Origin of the sequence: Nocardia sp. NPDC047648 (genome assembly GCF_040642815.1) — a bacterium.
Classification (GTDB): Bacteria; Actinomycetota; Actinomycetes; order Mycobacteriales; family Mycobacteriaceae; genus Nocardia; species Nocardia gamkensis.
This window is the reverse complement of the sequence record NZ_JBEYSX010000001.1, coordinates 664,118-686,046: the sequence shown is the minus strand read 5'-3', so window position 1 is coordinate 686,046 and position 21,929 is coordinate 664,118. Positions and strand designations below refer to the sequence as shown.

Genomic DNA, 21,929 nt, shown 5'->3' with positions numbered 1-21,929 from the left:
ACTTTCGCGCCCCTGGGCCGCCGGGTGCGACCGCTTCCGGAGCGATTCACGCGAATCCGCTCGCGCGCAGTCGGATCCGGGGGTCCGGCCCGCTATCGGTTTCGATTCGCGTTGCGCTCCGCCCACCAGGCGGGTGCGTCGATGAAGTGGTTATCGAACTCGTCTTGGGCGGCAGCGAGATCGGTCATCGTGGACTCGCCCGCGGCGATCCGTTCCAGTAGCCGGAAGTACTCGAAACGCTGCACGCCGGGGGTGAGCGCGATCAGGATCCGCGCCGTGCTGTCCGGGGTGGCGCCGAAGGCGTGCGGCATGAATTTCGGGACCACGATGGAACCGCCCGCGCCGACGGTGACGATGCGGTCGCCGGCCAGCAGTTGCAGTTCGCCCTCGGCGACATAGAACAGCTCGTCGGAACGCGTGTGATAGTGCGGCGCCGCGCCGTCCGCGCCGCGATCCATGTTCACCTCGAGCGTGCTCAGCCCGCCGCCGGCCTCCTCGGCGTCGATCAGCAGGCGCAAAGTGACCGACGTGGTGCGCAGGACTTCCGCGTCCTGCGGCTGCCGGATCGCGACGTCCTTGCGGGGAGCGGGGATGGTCATCGGAGCCTCCAACTAGTTCGGTGATTGATAATTCGATACCGAACTATAACCTGCCGAATAAGATCCTGTCCATGACCGAGCAAAGAGCGGACGCCGTGGACGCCATCGTGGCGCAGTGGGAGCGCGAACGGCCGGACCTCGATCTCGAGGCGATGGGCGTGGTGGGGCGCCTGGGCAGGCTGCTGGTGGTGGCCCAGCGGGAGATCGAGGCGGTGTTCGGCAAGCACGGACTGCAGCGCGGCGAGTTCGATGTGCTTGCCGCGCTGCGTCGTTCGGGCGAGCCGTTCGAACTCAACCCGTCGGTGCTGGCCGATACGCTGATGCTGTCCCGTGCGGGTATGACCGGACGGCTGGACCGGCTGGAATCGGCGGGACTGGTACGGCGCGTCGCCGACGCCCAGGACCGCAGGGCAGTGCGCGTCGGCCTCACCGCGGCGGGGCGGGAACTGGTCGACACCGTGGTCACCGAGCACACCGCGAACGAGACCAGGATGCTGTCGGTACTCACCGCGGGGGAACGGACAGAACTGGACCGAATCGCGCGAATCCTGCTGACCAGTATGGAACCGGACGCGTAGTCGCGGTAGCTCGCGCACCCCTCGATCTGCCGAATCGCGCTCTACATGGGAGAACTCGGGCTGCGATGAGGTAGCCCGATACTCGTGTGCGCGGCGTGCCGTGGGTCTACCTTGAGATTCCGTACCGAAGGGGTCGGTGCGGTTGTGCAAGGAGGACACGATGATCGACATCATCACTCTCCGCGGCACCGGCGAGCCGCGCAACTCCGACGGAACGCCCGCGGGCATGCTGCACGACGTCGCGAAACTACTCGACACCAGGAAGTTCAGCTGCTTCGAACCGGATTGGCCCGCGTCGGTGGGGCCGGTGCCCGAGGCGTGGGGCCCTTCGTTGGAGACGTCGGTGCGGCTCGGCGTCGCCGCCGGGGTGAAGGCGATCCAGGACTCGCCGAATGTCTGCGGCCTGCTGAGTTATTCGCTCGGCGGTATCTGCGCCAGCCGGATACTGGAGGGCGTGCACGCGGGGAAGTACGAGAACACGAACGGCACGCCGCTGGAGATCGCTTTCGTGGTGAACATCGCCAACCCGCTGCGCCGTGCCGGGCAGTCGGTCGGGAATCTCTGCCCCGCGAACACCTTCGGCCTGCACGGGCAGCGTGGCGCGTGGCCCGCCTCCGTCGCGGTGCGCGAGTACGCCAACCCCGGCGACATCATCACCGCGTCACCGGGCAATTCGCCGTTGCGCGTCATCGACGTGGGCATCTCGCCGTTCTCCTTCGTGGAGGGCGCCCGCATCGGCGACGTCGCACCGCTGATCTTCGCCGAACTTCTCGAGATCCTGCTGCACGACCCGATCGGCAACCTCGACCGCTACACCGCGGCGGTCCGCGGCGTCGTCGGCTACCTCACCCCGTGGCCCTACGGCCAGCACGTCCTCTACAACAACCAGCACATGCCCGGGACGAACGTCCCGTGGACCACGCACGCCGCCGAGTACATCAATACGACGTACTGAGCCCTTGTCGCGAGCGCGGACGGTCCCATCTGTCCGCGCTCGTCGTCGCAGCCCGCGCCCGAGAGTTCGTATTCGGCCTAAAGACCCGGAGAGGCGGGGGAGCGGACCGACGCCTCGACGAGATCCAGGACGGCCGAGAGGTTCTCGTTGGTGTGCCCGGAGGCGATCCGGGCGATCAGCCCGTCGAGGACCAGATCGAGGTAGCCGAGCAGGACGTCGGTGGGCACGTCGTCGCGCAGTGCGCCCGCCGCCTTGCGGCGTTCCAGGCGAGCCAGGGTGGCGGCGGTGAGCTCGGCCGAACGCTGGGTCCAGCCCGCGCGGAATTCGGGATCGGTGCGCAGCCGCCGCGCGATCTCCAACCGCGTTCCGAGCCAGTTGAACTGCTCGGGATGGGCGAGCATGTCGCGCATCACCTGCACGATGCCCTGGTTGGCCGCGACGTCGGCCATGCGTTCGGCGTCCTCTTGGGCGAGGGCGAGAAACAGCGCGTCCTTGTCGCGGAAGTGGTGGAAGATGGCGCCCCTGGATAGCCCGATCTCCTCTTCGAGGCGGCGCACGGTGGCGCCGTCGTAGCCGTATTCGGCGAAGCAGCGGCGTGCTCCGTCGAGAATCTGGCCGCGCCGGGCGGCGAGGTGATCGTCACTGACCTTGGGCATGGGATCCTCCAGCGGGGGATACACGGAACCCCGCGTCGGCGGTGCACCGACGCGGGGGTTCGCACAGTACGAGCGATGCGAGTAGTGATCCGAACGGCCGTGAGGGCGGTGTCCGGAGCACTGGCTCGGCAACCTGGGTGCTCATCGATCGGCCGCCGCTCGCGCAATGGCGACTCCGCAAGGAGTGAGTGCTACGAGCGACGTTCGCGCCCGTCTCGTGTTCGCGTGCCGGAAGCGGAAGCGCCGCGGGCGCGGGTCTCCGGCGCGCGAACACGAGACTTCGAGAGCGCGATCAGGCCTTGATCATGTTGCGCAGCACATACTGCAGGATGCCACCGTTGCGGTAGTAGTCCGCCTCACCCGGGGTGTCGATCCGCACCACCGCGTCGAAGGTGATCTTGTCACCGTTCTCCTTGGTGGCGGTGACCTTCAGGGTCTTCGGGGTGACACCCTCGTTCAGCTGCGTGATGCCCTCGATGTCGAAGGTCTCGGTGCCGTCCAGCTTCAGCGACGCGGCCGACTCGCCCGCGGGGAACTGCAGCGGGATGACGCCCATGCCGATCAGGTTGGAGCGGTGGATGCGCTCGAACGACTCGGTGATGACGGCCTTCACGCCCAGCAGGCTGGTGCCCTTGGCGGCCCAGTCACGCGAGGAGCCCGAACCGTACTCCTTGCCGCCGAGCACGACCAGCGGAATGCCCGCGGCCTGGTAGTTCTGCGACGCGTCGTAGATGAACGCCTGCGGGCCGCCGTCCTGGGTGAAGTCGCGGGTGTAACCGCCCGAGACGTCGTCGAGCAGCTGGTTGCGCAGCCGGATGTTGGCGAAGGTGCCGCGGATCATCACCTCGTGGTTACCGCGGCGCGAGCCGTAGGAGTTGTAATCCTTGCGCTCGACGCCGTTGGCCTCCAGGTACTGGGCGGCCGGGGTACCGGGCTTGATGTTGCCCGCCGGGGAGATGTGGTCGGTGGTGACCGAGTCGCCGAGCAGCGCGAGCACCCGGGCGCCCTTGATGTCGGTGACCGGCTGCGGGGTCTGCGGCATGCCCTCGAAGTACGGAGGCTTGCGCACGTAGGTCGACTCGGCGTCCCACTCGAAGGTCTTGCCCTCCGGCGTGGGCAGGCCGCGCCAGCGCTCGTCGCCCCGGAACACGTCCTTGTAGTCCTCGAGGAACATGTCGCGGCTGATGACCCGGTCGATGGTGTCCTGGATCTCCTGCGGCGAGGGCCAGATGTCCTTCAGGAAGACGTCGTTGCCCTCGGTGTCCTTGCCCAGCGGGTCGTTCTCGAAGTCGAAGTCCATTGTTCCCGCGAGCGCGTAGGCGATGACCAGCGGCGGGGAGGCCAGGTAGTTCATCTTCACGTCGGGGGAGATGCGGCCTTCGAAGTTGCGGTTACCCGACAGCACCGCGGTGACGGTGAGGTCGTTGTCGTTGACCGCCTTGGAGATCTCCTCCGGCAGCGGGCCGGTGTTGCCGATGCAGGTGGCGCAACCGAAGGCGACCAGGTTGAAGCCCAGCTTGTCCAGGTACGGCCACAGGCCGGCCTTCTCGTAGTAGCCGTTGACGACCTGCGAACCCGGCGCCATGGAGGTCTTCACCCACGGCTTGCGGGCCAAGCCCTTCTCGACCGCGTTGCGGGCCAGCAGGGCCGCCCCGATCATGACCGACGGGTTGGAGGTGTTGGTGCAGGAGGTGATCGAGGCGACCACGACCGCGCCGTGGTCGAGCACGAAGTCGCCGTACTCCTCGCTGCGCACCGTCACCGGCTTGGACGGACGGCCCTCGGCGCCGTTGGCGGCCGACGCCAGCGACTCGGCGCCGTCGTCGGCGAAGGACAGCACCGCTGGGTCGCTCGCGGGGAAGGACTCCTCGACGGCCTCGTCCAGCTTGCTGTGCGGGGTGTCGGCGGCGGGGCCGCTCTCCGCGTCGTTGGTGTAGTTGTGGATGTCCTTGCGGAACGCGATCTTCGACTCCGACAACAGGATCCGGTCCTGCGGCCGCTTCGGGCCCGCGATGGACGGCACCACGGTGCTCAGATCCAGTTCGAGGTACTCGGAGTAGGCGGGCTCGGTGTCGGGATCGTGCCAGAGGCCCTGCTCCTTGGCGTACGCCTCGACCAGCGCGACCTGCTCGTCGGAGCGTCCGGTCAGGCGCAGGTACTCGACGGTCACCTCGTCGATCGGGAAGATCGCTGCGGTGGAACCGAATTCGGGGCTCATGTTGCCGAGGGTGGCGCGGTTGGCCAGCGGCACCTCGGCCACACCCTTGCCGTAGAACTCGACGAACTTGCCGACCACGCCGTGCTTGCGCAGCATGTCGGTGACGGTGAGCACGACGTCGGTCGCGGTCACGCCGGGCTTGATCTCGCCGGTCAGCTTGAAGCCGACGACGCGCGGGATCAGCATCGAGACGGGCTGGCCGAGCATGGCCGCCTCGGCCTCGATGCCGCCGACGCCCCAGCCGAGCACGCCGAGGCCGTTGACCATGGTGGTGTGCGAGTCGGTGCCGACGCAGGTGTCGGGGTAGGCCTGGCCGTTGCGGACCATGACGACGCGGGCCAGGTGCTCGATGTTGACCTGGTGCACGATGCCGGTGCTGGGCGGGACGACCTTGAAGTCGTCGAAGGCGGTCTGGCCCCAGCGCAGGAACTGGTAGCGCTCACCGTTGCGCTGGTACTCGATGTCGACGTTGCGCTCGAAGGCGTCGGCGCGGCCGAAGACGTCGATGATGACGGAGTGGTCGATGACCATCTCGGCGGGGGCGAGCGGGTTCACCTTGTCCGGGTCGCCGCCGAGGGTGGCCACGGCCTCGCGCATGGTGGCCAGGTCGACGATGCAGGGCACGCCGGTGAAGTCCTGCATGATCACGCGGGCGGGCGTGAACTGGATCTCGGTGTTCGGCTGCGCCGACGGATCCCAGCTCGCGATGGCGCGAATGTGATCGGCGGTGATGTTGGCGCCGTCTTCGGTGCGGAGGAGGTTCTCCGCGAGGACCTTGAGTGCGTAGGGGAGTTTCTCGGTGCCGGGCACGGCGGAGAGGCGGAAGATCTCGTAGGAGTTGCTTCCCACCTCGAGGGTGCCCTTGGCGCCGAAAGTATCGATACTTGTCGTCACGTCAGCTCCACTCGTCTGTGAGGGCGGCCGCCGACGGGGCTGTGCCGGCGGCCGAGTCTTCGGAGGTGCTCCGGTGCCGCTGAAGCGCCGGTTCCTCGCGCCTACGACCTTAACAGTACGCTTGTCCTGTGAAACACCAGGGGGCGGTTCCGCGTGCCGTGCGCGTGGAATGCGACACTCCGTCGCGTACTGTGCTTTCGAGCCAGCAAGGGGGATCTTGCTCGACCTGCAGTGTTGGATGCCCGTCGCTTCGGTTGCCGATGCGGCTCGACAGACCGGATGGAAGATGACCGCCCCGCACAACTCGGTTTTCACCCCTATGGCCGCCGAATTGCCGCCGAATGTCACCACCGACACCGTGCGCTCGCTCAACGCCGATCTGGCCGACGATCACGTCGCGACGCTGACCGGAAAGGACAAGGCGGAACTGGCCACCATCGCCGCGGAGGCGCGGTCGCAGGGAATCCCGCTGAGCATCGTGGTCGTCCCCGGCAATCCAGGACACGACTCGAGCCTACGGGACCTGGCCACCGAGGTGGGCAAGACGCAGCACGGCACGGTCGTCGTTTTCAGCGACGACTGGATCGGCACCTACAGCGACGCGATCAGCCGGGTGCGGCTGGAATGGGCCGAGGACGCCGCGAAGGGCACCCAGGGCAAGAGCGGGGAGGCCGCGAGCATCTTCGTCGCCCGCCTGGAGGCGCCGGAGTCGATGTCCTGGACCGCGATGACCGGGACGCTGCTGGTGGGGACGGCGGCGGCCATCGCGGGGCTGTACTGGCTCAAGGTCCGGCGCGCGGCGAACGACGCCGAGCCGGTGCGAGTGGCGAGCGATCGGCGGCCCCCGGAGGGCGAGTAGCGCGAGGCTCGCCCGTTTCGGCTGCGGAAGTCGCCGTTGCCGCGGTCTCCCTCGCCTGATTCTTCGCTGGATGCGAAGGCTGTCGCAGGTGGGTCCAGGGGGATAACCAGCGCCGCCAGTTTCCATTCAGCTAATTTTCCGAACAGTTGGTTCGTTCCGTCTGGATGAACCGTCAATCGCATGTAGCAAACTTCTAGCAATTAAGAAACCGAACCGCATAGTTGCGTGAATGTTGTTTCGTCGGTGACGGAAGTGTCTTACGGTTCGAATGGTCCCTGATGGGGAATAAGTGTTCCCAGAGGCCATCCGTCGACCACAGTGCGTCATGGTCCGCCTGATGCCCTCGAGGATTACCGGAATCCGGTCCTTGGAGGTGTGATGCGCAACAACGGCGCGCTGACCTACCGGCGCCGATTAATGATCGCTGCGGGGTTGCTGATCTCGGTCGTTGTAGTGGTCACGGCCGGGCCGGTCGTCGCTGTGCCGCCTCCTCCGCCAAATCCCAGCGACGGCCAGATCGCGCAGGCGGGCGCACAGGTCGACGCGGGAGTCGCCGAGGTCGGCACCCTGGTCAACCAGGTCGCCGTCGTCGATCACCAGCTGGGGCAGCTCGACGACGCCGTCGCACGGCGCCGCGAAGATGTCAACAAGGCGCTGGTGGACCTGCAGGACGCGCGCGACGCCGCCGACGCGGCCGCCGTCGAGGTAGTGGACACCCAAGTCGCCTTGGCCGACGCCGGGGCCAGGGTCGGCCAGGCGCGACGCAACTTCGACCAGTTCGCCACCCAGGTCTATACCCGGCCGGGCTCCGACTCGATGATCACCTATCTCACGGCGGCCACGCCCGCGGTCGCGCTGGACCGGGCCCAACTCCTCGACCTCGTCTCCAAGAACCGCAGGCAGGTGCTCGACGGCCTGCACCGCGCGCAAATCGATCACGGCAACAAGAACTCCATCGCACGGCGGGCGAAGTCGGACGCCGACGCGGCCGCCGCCGTCGCCGCGGCGCGCAAGACCGACGCCGAGCACGCGGTCGCCGCGGCCAAGGCCGAACTGGACCGCCAGACCGCCCAGCGCGACGACCTGCTGCGGCAGCGCCAAGACGCCCAGGGCCGGCTGGATCAGGCGCGGCACAATGTCGCGGGGCTACAGGACCAGCGCGAGGCGTACCTGGCCTGGGACGCACTGCGCAAAGCGGAGGAGGCCGCGGTCCGCGCCGCCGCGGCGGCGGCCGCCGCCCGCGCGGCCGCCGACCGAGCCGCCCAGGATCGCGCCGCCGAACTGGGCGCGGGCAAGCGCCCGCACACCCAGTTGGAGGATTCGCCACCGGCGCGGCGCAGCGCGCCCCGGCCGGACACGCCGTCGGTCGGGGGTTCGTCGGCGATCGAGATCGTGGTCGATCGGGCCATGTCCCAGCTGGGCGTCACCTATGCCTGGGGCGGCGGCGACGAGGACGGGCCCACGCTCGGCATCCGCGACGGCGGTGTGGCCGACCGTCATGGTGACTACGGCAAGGTGGGCTTCGACTGCTCCGGCTTGATGGTCTACGCGTTCGCCGGCATCGGGGTCTCGCTGCCGCACTACAGCGGCTACCAGTACAACGCGGGCACCCGGGTGCCGGTCGATGACCGCGAACGCGGCGACATGCTGTTCTGGGGGCCGAACGGCAGTCAGCACGTGGCGCTGTATCTGGGCGACGGGAAGATGGTGGAGGCGCCGGAATCCGGCGACGTGGTCAAGGTGTCCCCGGTCCGGGAGGGCGGCATCATGCCGTTCGCGGTGCGCATAGCCTCCTGATATCGGACATTCCGGGTACTGTGCGTGGCCGCGGGGCCGCCGAATTCCCATTCTGTCGGGTCCGGTTGCGGCACAGGCGGTGATTACCTGGAATAGTTGTGGCAGCACGCACAGGACCAAGGCGAAAGCGGGGATGTTGGTGACTTCGACGGACGGTGTGAGCGGAGTGAACTCGGCGAAGGACACGCCGGCTTCCACGCCCAGCACCCTCGAGCGTGACGTCCAGACCCTGGAAAAGGCGATCTACGAGGTCAAGCGGGTGATCGTGGGCCAGGACCGCCTGGTCGAACGACTGCTCGTCGGTGTGCTCGCGCGCGGTCACGTCCTGCTCGAAGGCGTTCCCGGTATCGCGAAGACCCTCGCCGTGGAGACCTTCGCCAAGGTGGTCGGCGGTTCGTTCGCCCGGGTGCAGTTCACGCCCGACCTGGTGCCCACCGATCTCATCGGTACCCGCATCTACCGGCAGGGCCGCGAGCAGTTCGACACCGAACTCGGCCCGGTCGTCGCGAACTTCGTGCTCGCCGACGAGATCAACCGCGCGCCCGCCAAGGTGCAGTCGGCGCTGCTCGAGGTGATGGCCGAGCGGCATGTATCGATCGGCGGCAAGACCTACCCGATGCCGGACCCGTTCCTGGTCATGGCGACGCAGAACCCGATCGAGAGCGAGGGCGTGTACCCGCTGCCCGAGGCGCAGCGCGACCGCTTCCTGTTCAAGGTCGTCGTCGACTACCCCTCGGTGGAAGAGGAGCGCGAGATCATCTACCGGATGGGCGTCACCCCGCCGGAGGCGAGCCGCATCCTGGCGCCGGAGGACCTGATCCGCCTGCAGAAGGTCGCGGCCAATACCTTCGTGCACCACGCTCTGGTCGACTACGTGGTCCGGGTGATCGCGGCGACCCGCAAACCGGCCGAATTCGGCATGCAGGACGTGGCCAGCTGGATCTCCTACGGCGCCTCCCCGCGCGCCAGCCTCGGCATCATCGCCGCCGCGCGTGCGGTGGCGCTGATCCGCGGCCGCGACTACGTGGTGCCGCAGGACGTGGTCGAGGTGATCCCGGACGTGCTGCGCCATCGCCTGGTGCTGTCCTACGACGCGCTCGCCGACGAGATCAGCCCGGAGGACGTCATCAAGCGCGTCCTGCAGACGGTCGGCCTGCCGCAGGTCGCCCCGCAGGCCGTCGCGCCGGGCGCGCCGGCGGCCCCGGCGCAGGGTGCCCCGCAGCAGCAGATTCCGCAGCCGCAGCAGGCCGTTCCCCAGCCGCCTAACGGGCAGCAGTCGCAGCCCGCGGGCACCCTCCCGCCGAAGTGACCTCGGCATCGGATCCGGTTGCGCCAGTGCCGATGTCGCCGTCCCATGCACCGCCGTCCTTCCATTCGGGCGAACTGACCGACCCGAGGCTCACGGTCGCGCTCAAGACCCTCGAGCTCACCGTGCGCCGCAGGCTCGACGGCGTGCTGCACGGCGATCACCTCGGTCTGATCCCCGGACCCGGCTCCGAGCCGGGCGAGGCGCGCGCCTATCAGCCCGGTGACGACGTGCGCCAGATGGATTGGTCGGTCACCGCCCGCACCACCCATCCGCACGTGCGGCAGATGATCGCCGACCGGGAGCTGGAGACCTGGATGGTGGTCGATCTGTCGGCCAGCCTCGACTTCGGCACCGCCGCCTGCCAGAAGCGGGACCTCGCCATCGCCGCCGCGGCCGCGATCACCCATCTGACCAGTGGTGGCGGCAACCGGATCGGCGCGGTCGTCGCCACCGGCGAACGATTGACCCGCATCCCGGCGCGCGGCGGGCGGGTGCACGCCCAGTCACTGCTGCGCAGCATCGCGACCACCCCGCACGCGCGCGACGGTGTGCGTGGCGACCTGCGCGGCGGCATCGAATCGCTGCGCCGCCCGCAGCGCAAGCGCGGGCTCGCGGTGATCATCAGCGATTTCCTGGGCGACATCGACTGGCAGCGCTCGCTGCGCGCGATCTCGGCCAGACACGATCTGCTCGCGGTCGAGGTGCTCGACCCGCGCGATCTGTCGCTGCCCGATATGGGCGACGTCGTGCTGCACGACCCGGAGACCGGGCGCACCCGCGAGTTCAGCGTGACCTCCACGCTGCGCGCCGATTTCGCGGCTGCCGCGCAGCGCCACCGTGAGCAGGTCGAACAGGCGCTGCGCAGCTGTGGCGCCCCGGTGCTCACCCTGCGAACCGACCGGGACTGGATCGCCGATGTGGTCCGGTTCGTGTCCACCCGGCGCCACAGCTTCGGCGCCCCGACCGGGCGGGTGCCACGTCAGTGAGTATTTCGCATTTCACCGCACAGATCTGGCTCGGATTTCTCGCCGTCATCGCGCTGATCGCGCTGGGCTACATCCTGGTGCAGCGCACCCGGCGCAAGCACATGTTGAAGTTCACCAACATGGAGCTGCTGGAGAAGGTCGCTCCCTCGCGGCCGAGCCCGTTCCGCCACGTGGCCGTGGCGCTGTTGCTCGTCGGCCTGGTGTTCCTCACCGTCGCCGCCGCGGGACCGACCGCGGTCAAGAAGGTGCCGCGCAACCGCGCAACCGTCATGCTCGTGATGGACGTGTCGCTGTCGATGGAGGCGACCGACGTCGCCCCCAGCCGCATCCAGGTCGCCAAGCAGGCGGGCAAGGAATTCGTCGACGGGTTGCCCGAAGGCGTGAACATCGGCTTCGTCACCTTCGCGGGCACCGCCTCGGTGATGGTCTCGCCGACGACCAACCACGAATCGGTCAAGGCCGCGATCGACAATGTCCGCCTCGCCGAACGCACCGCCACCGGCGAAGGAATCCATACCGCGCTGCAGGCGATCCAGACGCTCGCCACGGTGCTCGGCGGCGGGCAGCAGCCGCCACCCGCCCGGATCGTGCTCATGTCGGACGGCAAACAAACCGTTCCCAATTTCACCGACTTCGACAATCCGCGGCACGAGTACGTCGCGGCCCGGCTCGCCAAGAGCAAGAACATTCCGATCTCCACCATTTCCTTCGGCACCGCCTGGGGTGTCGTCGAGATTCCGCGCGAGGACGGTTCGCGCGATCGCGTGGAAGTCAAGGTGGACGACGACGCGATGCGGGAGATCGCGCGTTTGAGTGGTGGAGAGTTCTACACGGCGGCTTCCTTGGACGAGTTGACGAAGGTGTACAACACGCTCGAGGAGCAGATCGGATTCGAGCTGACTCGGGGCGACGCGAGCAGGCCCTGGCTGTTGCTCGGCCTCTTGCTCATCGCGACGGGAGTTATCACAGGTCTGCTGTACCGGCAACGGCTTCCGTAATCGGAGCGGCGGAAAGACGTTGTCCGCCAGGCGAAGCTTCGGTACGCTCAGGCTCGTATCAGTCTGGGGAGGGAGTTTCGATGCGTACTGTAATCGCGTCTGCCGCAGCCATTTTCACTGCGATGTTTCTCGTGGGGGCACCCGAAGCGGCCGCCGCGCCGTCGTGTCCGAACGGGAGCGTCTGTATGTGGACGGGGGCGAATTACACCGGCAGGATGCTCGAGTGGATTCCGGTGGTCGACTCGACCTCGTGTGTATTGACCTACCCGAAGGGCGGCGCCGCCCGTTCGGTGGTGAATCGCAGCGGTCAGTCGCTGACCTTCTGGGAAAGTTCGAACTGCAACGGCCGCCACACGAACGGCGCCACGTCGTTTTCCGATCTCGGATTCGACGCGTATTCGGTGCACTGGTGCAGGCAGTGCTGATTCGGTGATCGACCGAGGCCACGATCGGGCCGTGTGCGTGCGTTCCGCGCGCACACGGCCCGATTTTCGTGTGCGGAACCCGCGGCGAAGCGCGACGACATCGGAGGATCGGATCGGGGCCCGACCAGCGCCGGGCGCGGATGTGCCGTCGGTCGGCGTCTCGAACGGGTGACATCGCACGAGCGCCGATGCCGGAGCATGTGTCATCGCCTCGAGCATCGGTGCCCGCTCATGCGTGATCACCTCGACCAGGTAGGTTTAGCCCATGTCGAACACAACGTCACGTTCGGTCCTGGTGACCGGCGGTAACCGCGGCATCGGACTCGCGGTCGCGCAGCGTCTGCTTGCCGACGGTCACAAGGTGGCCGTCACGCATCGTGGGTCAGGGGTGCCCGACGGCCTGTTCGGTGTGAAATGCGATGTGACCGACAGCGAGTCGGTGGACCGCGCCTTCACCGAGGTGGAGGCGCACCAAGGGCCGGTCGAGGTGCTCGTGGCCAACGCGGGTATCACCGACGACACGCTGCTGATGCGGATGAACGAGGAGCAGTTCACCCGCGTGCTCGACGCCAATCTGACCGGTGCGTTCCGGTGCGCCAAGCGGGCGAACCGTGCGATGTTGCGCGGGCGCTGGGGCCGGATGATCTTCCTCGGCTCGGTGGTCGGCATGAGCGGCCAAGCAGGACAGATCAACTACGCCTCGTCCAAGGCGGGCGTGATCGGCCTGGCCCGCTCGATCACCCGCGAACTCGGCTCGCGGTCGATCACCGCGAATGTCGTCGCCCCGGGCTTCATCGAGACCGACATGACCGCCGACCTTCCCGAAGACATGCGCGACATGGCCAAGAAGTTCATCCCCCTGCAGCGGCTCGGCCAGCCCGAGGACATCGCGGCCGTCGTCAGCTTCCTGGCTTCCGAGGATTCCGCCTACGTCTCCGGCGCGGTGATTCCCGTCGACGGCGGCATGGGCATGGGTCACTGACCACACCGAACGCGTAGCGCGGCCGAGCGCGGCCGCCCGCAGCCAATCCCACATACGAATTTCAGGAGAACCGAGAACTCATGGGCGGACTGCTCGAAGGCAAGACCATCCTGGTCACGGGCATCATCACCGATTCGTCGATCGCGTTCCACGCGGCGGCTGTCGCGCAGGAGCAGGGCGCGAAGGTGGTCATCACCGGCATCCCGGAGCGGCTGCGGCTGATCGACCGGATCGCCAAGCGCCTGCCCCAGGAGGTCCCGCCGGCCATCGGGCTCGACGTCACCAGCGAAGAGGATCTCGCAGGCCTGGCCGACAAGCTGCGTGAACTGGCTCCGCAGGGCATCGACGGAGTGCTGCACTCGATCGCGTTCGCGCCCCGCACCCTGATGGGGCCGGAGGCGCGGCCGTTCCTGGAGGGTCCCGGTCCGGACGCCGCCAAGGCGTTCGAGATCTCGGCGTGGAGCTACGCCTCGCTGTCGCGCGCGGTGCTGCCGGTGATGAACGAGGGCGGCTCGATCGTCGGCATGGACTTCGATCCGCGCACGGCGATGCCCTTCTACAACTGGATGGGTGTGGCGAAGGCGGCGCTGGAGTCGGTGAACCGGTACGTCGCGCGGGAGGTGGGCGCCGCCAAGAAGATCCGCTCCAACCTCATCGCCGCCGGTCCGATCAAGACGCTGGCCGCCAAGGCGATCGCGGGCACCGCGACCGACGACGCGGCCAAGCTCAACCAGCTCAACACCTACTGGGACGGCGCGTCGCCGATCGGCTGGGACGTCGACGACCCCACGGTGGTGGCGAAGTCGATCGTGGCGCTGCTGTCGGACTGGCTGCCGGGTACCACCGGCTCGATCATCTACGTCGACGGCGGAGCCAGCCACAACACCTGGTTCCCCGAGGACATGTCCACCAACTGAGCCGGATTCGAGGGGAGACACCGTGGTTCGAACCGCCGACGCGCTGCTGCTGCTGTCCTTCGGCGGTCCGGAGCGTCCCGAAGACGTGATGCCGTTCCTGGAGAACGTCACCCGGGGCAGGGGAGTGCCACGTGAGCGCCTCGAGGCGGTTGCCGAGCACTACCTGCACTTCGGCGGTGTCTCGCCGATCAACGCGCTCAATCGCGACATCATCGCGGCGGTCGAGGCCGAGCTGTCCGCCGCAGGCCTGGAGCTGCCGGTGTACTTCGGTAACCGGAACTGGCACCCCATGGTGGAGGACACCGTGGCCCGGATGGCCGCCGACGGCGTCGGCTCCGCGCTGGTCTTCCCGACTTCGGCCTGGGGCGGCTACTCCGGCTGCCTGCAGTATCACGAGGACATCGTCCGTGCGCGTGCGGCATTCGGCGCGGGCGCGCCGGAACTGCTGAAGCTGCGCCAGTACTTCGATCACCCGCTGTTGATCGAGGCGTTCGCCGACGCCATCCGCGCGGCGCGCGATCAGCTCGCGGCCGGGCAGCGCGCCGCGGCGCGGCTGGTGTTCACCGCGCACTCGATCCCGATATCGGCCGATGCCGCCGCGGGGCCGCCGGCCGACGGTGGGCGGCTCTACAGTCGTCAGGTCGCCGACGCGGCCCGGTTGTGCGCCGCGGCAACGGGTTTCACCGACTACGACGTCGTCTGGCAGTCTCGTTCCGGTCCGCCGCAGGTGCCCTGGCTGGATCCGGATGTCGTCGACCACCTGGACGATCTCGCGGCCAAGGGGGTCGAGGCCGTGGTCGTCTGCCCGGTGGGCTTCGTCTCCGATCATCTCGAAGTCATCTGGGACCTGGACAACGAGGCCGCGCGGAAAGCCGCCGAGCTGGGTATGGGCTTCGCCAGGGCCGCGACGCCGGGAACCGACCCGCGCTTCGCGAAGCTGATCGTCGAGCTGGTCTCCGAGCAGTTGCGTGGCATCCAACCCCGGCGGCTCGGGTCGGTCCCGGGCTACGGCTGCACACGCGACGGCGAACCGTGTGCCGTCGGCTGTTGCGCGGTTGCGCGCCGTCCCACGACTGGGAATTGAGACGTCGCGGGCGCGATAGCATCGCCAGCGACCGATCGCCGAATCCGACTTCCTGGGGGTATCTCTCGATGACCTATGCCGACGTGCTGACCAACGCCGCGCTGCTCGATCCGCACGCCTGGTCCGATGCGAACGTGTGGACGGTGGCGCTCGACGCCACGGAGGCCAGGCGCCGCGGCCGCAGTAGTGGCGGTGGTGGTTTCTCCATCGGTGGTCTGCTGCTGTGCATCGGGGTCGTCGCCGTGGTCATCGGACTCATCGTCTGGCTGAGCAAGCGAGGCAAAGCGAACCAGTCCCAGCAGCAGTACCCGCAACAGCAGCAGTTCCCCCAACAGCAGTATCCGCAGGGGCAGCAGTACCAGCAGCCGTATCCTCCGCAGGAATTCCAGGGGCAACAGCAGTACGCGCCGCCGCAGCAGTACCAGCAGCCCTATCCGCCGCAACCGCAACAGCAGTATCAGCAGTACCCGCAGCAGCAGCCCTATCCGCCCCAGCAGCCGTACCAGCCGCCGCAACGGTGAGCATCCCCGACTCGAACGATCAGAAGTTCGGGGCGGCCAGGCGGGTGTAGACGGTGGGGAAACCGGGGCGGGCCGCGCCGGTGCCCCAGGAGGTGAGACCGGCGAGACGCCCGTCGACGACAATCGGTCCACCGCTGTCGTACTGTGCGGTGTCGGCGGTCGGGCTGCCCGCGCAGAGCATGGTGCGCGGGTCGAAGGCCGGACCGTAGGCGGTGGCGCACTCCGCGTCGATGGACAGCGGAACGTTCGCGGCGTGCAACCGGGTGTTGGCCTCATCGGTTTCGAAGGTCGCGCCCCAGCCCAGGATGGTTGCGGTGCTGCCGGGAGCGGGTGCGGCGACGCTGATCGTCGGACCGGACTGCGGCTCGTCCAGGGTCAGGATCGCCACATCGTTCTGATAGGCGGTCGTCGAGTCGAGAACGGTGGCACGGAAGTCCGGATGAATGCGAATATCCTTCACGTGCACCGTGTTCCCGGTCTGCTCGCGCAGGTCGTCGCGGCCGAAGGTGACGGTGAGCGTCTGCGCGAGCGGACGGGTCAGAGCCACGCAGTGCGCCGTGGTGATCACCTCGTCCGGAGCGATGAGTGCGCCGCCGCAGAACTGGCCGGAAGCGCGGGTGAGGAACAAGGGCGTACCGATGGCGGCCAGCCACGGGTACTCCGCCGTCGTCGCATCGGTGCCGCCGACGATCGCCGCAGCCGGGGCGTGTAGCGCGAGACCGATCAGCACGGTGAGGGCGGCGGTGCGGCCACGGCGGGAAACTCGCATGTCACACCGCCCGCGTCATGATGTCAGCGGCTCTCGCGCGCGGAGGCGTGCACCGCGACCAGGCGCGCGGCGCGGATCGCGTCCCACAGCGGTCGCAGCAGCGATTCCTGCGCGCCGATCGCGCTGGCGGACGTGGGCGCGGAAGCGGGCTCCCGCTGCGCCACCGTGAGGATGGCCGCCACATGATCGGCGGTGTCGAGAATGCGCCTGGCACGCAGCGGGATCGACTCCGGGTAGTCGTGGCGTGAGTAGTCGGCGAGTTCGGCTTCGATGAGTTCGCGCGGATCGGAGTCGACCGTGCCGAGCGAGGTGGTATGCAGTTTCATCAGCGCGTCCGCGGCGTCGCGGACCGCTTCGCGCATCGCGTATTCGGCCTCACCGAGTGACATGTCGGGGCCCGGAGCGGCGGGGATGGGGGTGCTGTAGACGGTCCACTGCAGCGTGTCGTCGTCGGACCACTGCGGGATGAGGCCGGTGCCTTCGGCGCCCGGTACGCCGATCAGGATGCCCTCCTCGGCCTCGACGGCGTCGGCGGCGAACGCCGTGCCGGTGGGGACTCCGCGCACGTCCCCCGGGACGGGCAGCACCAGGCGCAGTTGCGCCCCGGACTGGGCCATCGTCTCGCGAATCACCTTGAGCAGCGCCATGACTCCGCTTCCCGGCAGGTTGCCGTGGGCGGACCAGGGTAGATCGGTGCGGCCGCCGGTGAGCGGGTCGCCCGCCGCGATCGTGTGCTTCGGCGCCCACGCGTGCAAGGCGGCCAAAACGTCGTCGGGCGCGCTGCGGCCGGCCAGCCAGGAGCTCGCCCACACCGTCAGCGTCGCACTTGGAGAGCACATAATTATCGAGCATAAAGGGTGGGCGCTACCAGTGGGCATCCATGCGCGAGGGCATTCGTGAGCAGCGCGGAAACCGGGGTATCCGCGCTGCCCGCGACGAGCGGGTCCGCGCGGATACCGCCCGGCATCGGGCTCGGGCCTGCTCCGGAACGCGCTAGTCCGGTTCGGTGACGAAATCGATGAGGCGCTCGACCGCGCCGATGAGCGGCGCCTCCAGATCCCGGAAGGAGCTCACCGCGTCGTACACCCGCCGCCAGCCGTCCTGCGGAGTGCCCCAGCGCAGCCGTTCGCAGACGCCGGTCTTCCAGTCCTCGTCGCGCGGCACCCGGGGCCACTGCGCGATCCCGAGGGTGGAAGGGCGCACCGCCTGCCAGACGTCGACGAACGGGTGACCGGTCACCAAGACGTGCGGCCCGAGTCCGGTGGTCAGCTGGGTCTCTTTCGATCCGGTCACCAAGTGGTCGACCAGCACGCCGACCCGCCTGCCCGGGCCCGGCCGGAATTCGGCCAGGCGGGCGGCCAGATTGTCCAGGCCTTCCAGCTGCTCCACGACTACGCCCTCGACGCGCAGGTCGTGGCCCCACACCCGCTCGACGAGGGCGGCGTCGTGGACGCCCTCCACCCAGATCCGGCTGCCGCGGGCGATCCGGGCGCGCAGACCATCGACCCTGGTGGAGCCGGAGGCGGAACGGCTCGGCGTCTTCGGCGGGGAGGCCGTCGGCCGCACCAGCGTCACGGGCTCTCCGTCGATGAGGAACGCGGCCTCGCGCAGCGCGAACAGGCGTACCGCGCCGCGCGCGTCCTCCAGCTTGACGAACTCGCCGTCGTAGCTGCGATCGAATCCGACCACCGCGCCGCAGAATCCGGTGGCGGCGTCCTCGACGACCAGGTCGCGATCCGCGGTGACCGTCGGCACCACCCTCTTCTTCGATCGAGGATGTCCGGAGTAGATGTCGCCGTACCTGTCACGCCCGCTCACCCGCTTGAAGCTAGCACCGCCGCTGCGGCTTTCGACGCACCCGGGTCACCGCGCGTTGGCGGCCGGAATTCATCGGGAGTACTCGCGAAGGTCGCGCCCGATATCATGATCGGCGCACTACAGTGGTCGTGTGGCCGCAATTTTTTGGCTGGTCGCGGGTGTTCTGCTCGCGGCGGCGGAGATGCTCACCGGCGATTTCACCCTGTTGATGCTCGGCGTCGCCGCGCTGGGCACGGCGGGTGTCAGCGCGGCGGCGGACACCTCGCTCGTGGTGGATGCCATCGTCTTCGCGGTGGTCTCGGCGGTGCTGTTCCTCGGCGTGCGGCCGATCATCCGGCGTCGCTTCGGAACTCCGCCGCCCACGCCGACGAACGTCGACGCGCTGCCGGGCAAGACCGCCCTGGTGCTCGAACAGGTCGCCGCGCACTCCGGCCAGGTGAAACTGGGCGGTGAAGTGTGGACCGCGCGGCCGATGGACACGACCGAAGTCTACGAACCGGGTACGACCGTGTATGTCATGAAGATCGACGGCGCGACCGCCGTCGTCTGGAAAGGGCCTTGATGCCTGTACTGATCGTTGCCGCCGTCCTCGTGTTGCTGGTCGTTGTGGTGGTCTTCAAGTCGATCGCGCTGGTGCCGCAGGCCGAGGCCGCGGTGATCGAGCGACTGGGCCGGTATTCGCGTACCGTGTCCGGCCAGCTCACCTTCCTGGTGCCGTTCGCCGACCGGGTGCGCGCCAAGGTGGATCTGCGGGAGCGGGTGGTGTCGTTCCCGCCGCAGCCGGTGATCACCGAGGACAACCTGACCCTGCACATCGACACCGTGGTCTATTTCCAGGTGACCAGCCCGCAGGCGGCGGTCTACGAGATCAGCAACTACATCGCCGCCGTCGAGCAGCTGACCGTCACCACGCTGCGCAACGTCGTCGGTGGTATGACGCTCGAGCAGACTCTCACCTCCCGCGATTCGATCAACGGCCAGCTGCGCGGCGTGCTGGACGAGGCCACCGGCCGCTGGGGGCTTCGCGTCGCGCGGGTCGAGCTGAAGAGCATCGATCCGCCTCCGTCGATCCAGGAGTCGATGGAGAAGCAGATGAAGGCCGACCGGGAGAAGCGCGCCATGATCCTCACCGCGGAGGGCCAGCGCGAATCGCAGATCAAGACGGCCGAGGGCTCGAAGCAGGCGCAGATCCTGTCCGCCGAGGGCGCCAAGCAGTCGTCGATCCTGGCCGCCGAAGGCGAGCGGCAGAGCCGTATCCTGCGGGCGCAGGGTGAGCGCGCCGCCGCCTTCCTGCAGGCGCAAGGCCAGGCCAAGGCCATCGAAAAGGTCTTCGCCGCCATCAAATCCGGCAAGCCGACGCCGGAACTGCTTGCCTACCAGTACCTGCAGACGCTGCCCATGGTCGCGCGCGGTGACGCCAACAAGGTGTGGCTGGTGCCCAGCGATTTCGGTAAAGCGCTGGAAGGGTTCGCCAAGAGCTTCGGCACCCAAGGAGAGGACGGTGTGTTCCGGTACGAACCGCCCGCCTCGGACGGCGCGGAAGCCAAGCCGGAGGACGACTCCGATGTCGCGGACTGGTTCGACACCGCACCCGACCCGACCATCGAGCGAGCCGTCCGGGCCGCCGAGGCGACGGCGCGGACTCCGGTCGAGGGGCTGACACCGACCCCGACACCGCCTCCGCAGAGTTTCGAACCGTCGCCGCACCAGCCGGTCATCCCGCCGCAGGAGGCTTTCCCGCCCCAGCAGCCGCCGCAACAACAGCAGCAGCAGCAGCAGCCGCAGCCGCCGGCCCAGCGCCCGGACGACCCGCACGGCCGTCCTTGGCAGCCGCCGGAGAACTTCTCGAAATAACACCACCCGAGCCGCCCCGGACTCCCTCGAGTCCGGGGCGGTCGTGTCGGTGCGGCCGAATCGTCAGCGGGGCAGGCCGGTGGCACGGAGCGCGGGAAGGATGACGTCGGCGACGCCACGCATGCCCTGCGGGGTGAGGTGGTAGGGGATAAGTGTTTCCGTGGCGATGACCGGGTCGATCCAGCGGACACCGACGGGTGCGCACGCGTCGCGGCCCGCCGAGGCGGCGCGGGTGTCGACGTAGATCGCGCCGTGCGCGGTGGCGACGCGGGCGACCACGGTGTCGAGACGATCGAAGGCCGCTTGGATGGACGCGGCGTCGGACGGTCGGAGACCGACCAACTCCGGACAGCCGCCGTCGCGCACATAGGTCGGCCAGCCGTCGACGACGATCATCGCCTGCGGCGCCAGATCCGAAACCTGTTGCAACGCGGCCGCGTAGGGCGCGGCGATCGCGTCGATGGCGGCATCCCAGTCCGGACCGGCGCACCCACCTGCGCCGGAGAGGCCGTAGACATGGCAGGCGACGATGTGCTCGGCCATCAAGGCGTCGTTGGCGCCGATGTGCACCGTGACCAACCTGGTGCCGGGACCGAGGGCCTCGAACTGCGGTGGAATGCCCGGCTGCTGCGCGGCGGCTAGATCCGGGATGCGCGCGGAGTTGCAGGTGCGGTCGTCGAGGCGCAGATCGAGCTCCCGGGCGATGAGCTTCGGTGTGTTCGCGGTCGAGCGGAGGCAGCGCGGCGGGGCGGTGATGTCGAAATTCCGCACGCCCGTGGTGGCCGCCCCGGAATCGCCCAGGGCGACGTACTCCGCCCCGCCGCCGAGGGGGGCGGCCTCGACGGAGCCGGTGGCGCCGAAGGCGATCGAGCAGGCGATGACCGCGACGGCCCGCGCAAGATTCGTCATGTCGGATCCTGTCCGTCCGTTCGTCGGCGCGCTCCCGGGACATGTACGTCTCTGTGCCGAACGCTACCCGGCGAGGTGGGCACGCGGGCGGAATCGGGTGGCAGACTTCCAGGTATGACGACACCTGGATGGGCCGACGTGGACCGCTATCTCGTGGAGACGCTGGTGGCGGATCCCGATTCCGACGCGGCGCTGGCGGCGAACAAGGCGGCCGGCCTGCCCCCGATCGACGTGTCACCGCCGCAGGGGAAATTCCTGCATCTGCTGGCCAGGACGGTGGGGGCACGGCGGGTGCTGGAGATCGGCACGCTCGGCGGATACAGCACGATCTGGCTCGCTCGCGCGGTCGGGCCCAAGGGCCGGGTTGTCACGCTGGAGTTCGCGGCCGAGCACGCCGATGTGGCGCGGGCGAATCTGGAGCGGGCGGGTGTGGGCGACCGGGTGGAGATCCGGGTCGGCGCCGCGCTGGACAGCCTGCCCGTGCTCGCGGAGGAGGACCCGGACCCGTTCGACCTGGTGTTCATCGACGCGGACAAGGTGAACAACTCGAATTACGTGCTGTGGGCGCTGCGGCTGACCCGGCCCGGTTCGGTGATCATCGTCGACAACGTCGTGCGCGGCGGCGCGATCGCCGAGGAGCATTCCGAGGATCCGAACGCACAGGCCAGTCGCGAGCTGGTGGAGTTGCTCTCCGCCGAACCGAGCCTGGACGCGACCGTGGTCCAGACCGTCGGCGGCAAGGGCTGGGACGGCTTCGCCTACGCCGTGGTGAACGGCGACAGCGCCGAGTGACCCCGCTCG

The 21,929-nt window shown here is 68.6% G+C and carries 22 protein-coding genes; 15 read left to right on the top strand and 7 right to left on the bottom strand.

Annotated features, from left to right (window positions below):
- Positions 1 to 92: 92 nt before the first annotated feature.
- Positions 93 to 599, bottom strand: coding sequence for a cupin domain-containing protein (locus ABZ803_RS03115; RefSeq protein WP_357032020.1), 507 nt, complete (start codon positions 597 to 599; stop codon positions 93 to 95).
- 71 nt (positions 600 to 670) lie between these two features.
- Here ABZ803_RS03115 and ABZ803_RS03110 point away from each other — a divergent pair, with 71 nt between their 5' ends.
- Positions 671 to 1,177: a MarR family transcriptional regulator gene (locus tag ABZ803_RS03110; protein ID WP_357032017.1), complete on the top strand. Its 507-nt coding sequence runs from the start codon at positions 671 to 673 to the stop codon at positions 1,175 to 1,177.
- Between the two features lie 160 nt (positions 1,178 to 1,337).
- A complete protein-coding gene (locus ABZ803_RS03105; RefSeq protein ID WP_357032014.1) occupies positions 1,338 to 2,132 on the top strand; it encodes a hypothetical protein in 795 nt (264 codons plus the stop codon).
- Positions 2,133 to 2,209: 77 nt separating this feature from the next.
- On the opposite strand, the gene ABZ803_RS03100 is transcribed toward ABZ803_RS03105, so the two are convergent.
- Together ABZ803_RS03100 and ABZ803_RS03095 are read right to left on the bottom strand one after the other, a co-directional pair.
- Complete coding sequence (locus tag ABZ803_RS03100; RefSeq protein WP_357032011.1) at positions 2,210 to 2,788, bottom strand: helix-turn-helix domain-containing protein; 579 nt, start codon at positions 2,786 to 2,788, stop codon at positions 2,210 to 2,212.
- A gap of 292 nt (positions 2,789 to 3,080) precedes the next feature.
- The gene (locus ABZ803_RS03095; protein WP_357032008.1) at positions 3,081 to 5,900 is read right to left on the bottom strand and encodes an aconitate hydratase; all 2,820 of its coding nucleotides are present in this window, start codon (positions 5,898 to 5,900) and stop codon (positions 3,081 to 3,083) included.
- Positions 5,901 to 6,186: 286 nt separating this feature from the next.
- Here ABZ803_RS03095 and ABZ803_RS03090 point away from each other — a divergent pair, with 286 nt between their 5' ends.
- The 10 genes from ABZ803_RS03090 (at position 6,187) to ABZ803_RS03045 (ending at position 15,778) form a co-directional block, all read left to right on the top strand.
- Positions 6,187 to 6,759 (top strand): DUF6676 family protein, encoded by a 573-nt coding sequence (locus ABZ803_RS03090; protein WP_357032005.1) that lies wholly within the window; start codon positions 6,187 to 6,189, stop codon positions 6,757 to 6,759.
- A 378-nt stretch (positions 6,760 to 7,137) separates the two neighbouring features.
- The gene (locus tag ABZ803_RS03085; RefSeq protein ID WP_357032002.1) at positions 7,138 to 8,556 is read left to right on the top strand and encodes an NlpC/P60 family protein; all 1,419 of its coding nucleotides are present in this window, start codon (positions 7,138 to 7,140) and stop codon (positions 8,554 to 8,556) included.
- A gap of 133 nt (positions 8,557 to 8,689) precedes the next feature.
- Positions 8,690 to 9,865, top strand: a complete 1,176-nt coding sequence (locus ABZ803_RS03080; protein WP_062974814.1) for a MoxR family ATPase — start codon at positions 8,690 to 8,692, stop codon at positions 9,863 to 9,865.
- A 32-nt stretch (positions 9,866 to 9,897) separates the two neighbouring features.
- Positions 9,898 to 10,851 carry a DUF58 domain-containing protein gene (locus ABZ803_RS03075; RefSeq protein ID WP_062974811.1) on the top strand — a complete coding sequence of 318 codons (954 nt, stop codon included), beginning with the start codon at positions 9,898 to 9,900 and terminating at the stop codon, positions 10,849 to 10,851.
- Positions 10,848 to 11,849, top strand: coding sequence for a VWA domain-containing protein (locus ABZ803_RS03070; RefSeq protein ID WP_357031998.1), 1,002 nt, complete (start codon positions 10,848 to 10,850; stop codon positions 11,847 to 11,849). Before ABZ803_RS03075 ends, ABZ803_RS03070 begins: the two co-directional genes overlap by 4 nt.
- An 80-nt stretch (positions 11,850 to 11,929) precedes the next feature.
- Entirely contained in the window at positions 11,930 to 12,274 is a 345-nt protein-coding gene (locus tag ABZ803_RS03065) for a peptidase inhibitor family I36 protein (protein ID WP_084499180.1), read from the top strand.
- 265 nt (positions 12,275 to 12,539) lie between these two features.
- A complete protein-coding gene (gene fabG1 / locus ABZ803_RS03060; protein ID WP_062974804.1) occupies positions 12,540 to 13,256 on the top strand; it encodes a 3-oxoacyl-ACP reductase FabG1 in 717 nt (238 codons plus the stop codon).
- Positions 13,257 to 13,336: 80 nt separating this feature from the next.
- A complete protein-coding gene (inhA, locus tag ABZ803_RS03055; RefSeq protein ID WP_357031993.1) occupies positions 13,337 to 14,173 on the top strand; it encodes an NADH-dependent enoyl-ACP reductase InhA in 837 nt (278 codons plus the stop codon).
- Between the two features lie 22 nt (positions 14,174 to 14,195).
- Complete coding sequence (locus ABZ803_RS03050; protein WP_357031990.1) at positions 14,196 to 15,257, top strand: ferrochelatase; 1,062 nt, start codon at positions 14,196 to 14,198, stop codon at positions 15,255 to 15,257.
- Positions 15,258 to 15,325: 68 nt separating this feature from the next.
- Complete coding sequence (locus tag ABZ803_RS03045; protein ID WP_357031987.1) at positions 15,326 to 15,778, top strand: hypothetical protein; 453 nt, start codon at positions 15,326 to 15,328, stop codon at positions 15,776 to 15,778.
- A gap of 19 nt (positions 15,779 to 15,797) precedes the next feature.
- On the opposite strand, the gene ABZ803_RS03040 is transcribed toward ABZ803_RS03045, so the two are convergent.
- From ABZ803_RS03040 to ABZ803_RS03030, 3 genes are all read right to left on the bottom strand, one after another.
- Entirely contained in the window at positions 15,798 to 16,547 is a 750-nt protein-coding gene (locus ABZ803_RS03040) for a serine protease (RefSeq protein ID WP_357031984.1), read from the bottom strand.
- Between the two features lie 23 nt (positions 16,548 to 16,570).
- The gene (locus ABZ803_RS03035; RefSeq protein WP_357031981.1) at positions 16,571 to 17,386 is read right to left on the bottom strand and encodes a hypothetical protein; all 816 of its coding nucleotides are present in this window, start codon (positions 17,384 to 17,386) and stop codon (positions 16,571 to 16,573) included.
- Positions 17,387 to 17,540: 154 nt separating this feature from the next.
- A complete protein-coding gene (locus tag ABZ803_RS03030; RefSeq protein ID WP_357031978.1) occupies positions 17,541 to 18,365 on the bottom strand; it encodes a DUF3097 domain-containing protein in 825 nt (274 codons plus the stop codon).
- Between the two features lie 130 nt (positions 18,366 to 18,495).
- Here ABZ803_RS03030 and ABZ803_RS03025 point away from each other — a divergent pair, with 130 nt between their 5' ends.
- Together ABZ803_RS03025 and ABZ803_RS03020 are read left to right on the top strand one after the other, a co-directional pair.
- Complete coding sequence (locus tag ABZ803_RS03025) at positions 18,496 to 18,927, top strand: NfeD family protein (RefSeq protein WP_062974793.1); 432 nt, start codon at positions 18,496 to 18,498, stop codon at positions 18,925 to 18,927.
- Positions 18,927 to 20,219, top strand: coding sequence for an SPFH domain-containing protein (locus tag ABZ803_RS03020; RefSeq protein WP_357031975.1), 1,293 nt, complete (start codon positions 18,927 to 18,929; stop codon positions 20,217 to 20,219). Before ABZ803_RS03025 ends, ABZ803_RS03020 begins: the two co-directional genes overlap by 1 nt.
- A 63-nt stretch (positions 20,220 to 20,282) precedes the next feature.
- Here the strand turns inward: ABZ803_RS03020 and ABZ803_RS03015 are convergent, their stop codons facing one another.
- Positions 20,283 to 21,128: an SGNH/GDSL hydrolase family protein gene (locus ABZ803_RS03015; protein WP_357031972.1), complete on the bottom strand. Its 846-nt coding sequence runs from the start codon at positions 21,126 to 21,128 to the stop codon at positions 20,283 to 20,285.
- A gap of 114 nt (positions 21,129 to 21,242) precedes the next feature.
- Here ABZ803_RS03015 and ABZ803_RS03010 point away from each other — a divergent pair, with 114 nt between their 5' ends.
- Complete coding sequence (locus ABZ803_RS03010) at positions 21,243 to 21,920, top strand: O-methyltransferase (RefSeq protein ID WP_040867389.1); 678 nt, start codon at positions 21,243 to 21,245, stop codon at positions 21,918 to 21,920.
- Positions 21,921 to 21,929: the final 9 nt, after the last annotated feature.

Bases quoted from the DNA above. Each gene is read 5' to 3' on its own strand.
- ABZ803_RS03115 (WP_357032020.1), bottom strand. From the start codon at position 599: ATGACCATCCCCGCTCCCCGCAAGGACGTCGCGATCCGGCAGCCGCAG.
- ABZ803_RS03015 (WP_357031972.1), bottom strand. From the start codon at position 21,128: ATGACGAATCTTGCGCGGGCCGTCGCGGTCATCGCCTGCTCGATCGCC.
- ABZ803_RS03080 (WP_062974814.1), top strand. From the start codon at position 8,690: ATGTTGGTGACTTCGACGGACGGTGTGAGCGGAGTGAACTCGGCGAAG.
- ABZ803_RS03010 (WP_040867389.1), top strand. From the start codon at position 21,243: ATGACGACACCTGGATGGGCCGACGTGGACCGCTATCTCGTGGAGACG.
- ABZ803_RS03040 (WP_357031984.1), bottom strand. From the start codon at position 16,547: ATGCGAGTTTCCCGCCGTGGCCGCACCGCCGCCCTCACCGTGCTGATC.
- ABZ803_RS03090 (WP_357032005.1), top strand. From the start codon at position 6,187: ATGACCGCCCCGCACAACTCGGTTTTCACCCCTATGGCCGCCGAATTG.
- inhA (WP_357031993.1), top strand. From the start codon at position 13,337: ATGGGCGGACTGCTCGAAGGCAAGACCATCCTGGTCACGGGCATCATC.
- ABZ803_RS03065 (WP_084499180.1), top strand. From the start codon at position 11,930: ATGCGTACTGTAATCGCGTCTGCCGCAGCCATTTTCACTGCGATGTTT.
- ABZ803_RS03045 (WP_357031987.1), top strand. From the start codon at position 15,326: ATGACCTATGCCGACGTGCTGACCAACGCCGCGCTGCTCGATCCGCAC.
- ABZ803_RS03085 (WP_357032002.1), top strand. From the start codon at position 7,138: ATGCGCAACAACGGCGCGCTGACCTACCGGCGCCGATTAATGATCGCT.
- ABZ803_RS03075 (WP_062974811.1), top strand. From the start codon at position 9,898: ATGTCGCCGTCCCATGCACCGCCGTCCTTCCATTCGGGCGAACTGACC.
- ABZ803_RS03020 (WP_357031975.1), top strand. From the start codon at position 18,927: ATGCCTGTACTGATCGTTGCCGCCGTCCTCGTGTTGCTGGTCGTTGTG.
- fabG1 (WP_062974804.1), top strand. From the start codon at position 12,540: ATGTCGAACACAACGTCACGTTCGGTCCTGGTGACCGGCGGTAACCGC.
- ABZ803_RS03110 (WP_357032017.1), top strand. From the start codon at position 671: ATGACCGAGCAAAGAGCGGACGCCGTGGACGCCATCGTGGCGCAGTGG.
- ABZ803_RS03100 (WP_357032011.1), bottom strand. From the start codon at position 2,788: ATGCCCAAGGTCAGTGACGATCACCTCGCCGCCCGGCGCGGCCAGATT.
- ABZ803_RS03105 (WP_357032014.1), top strand. From the start codon at position 1,338: ATGATCGACATCATCACTCTCCGCGGCACCGGCGAGCCGCGCAACTCC.
- ABZ803_RS03035 (WP_357031981.1), bottom strand. From the start codon at position 17,386: ATGTGCTCTCCAAGTGCGACGCTGACGGTGTGGGCGAGCTCCTGGCTG.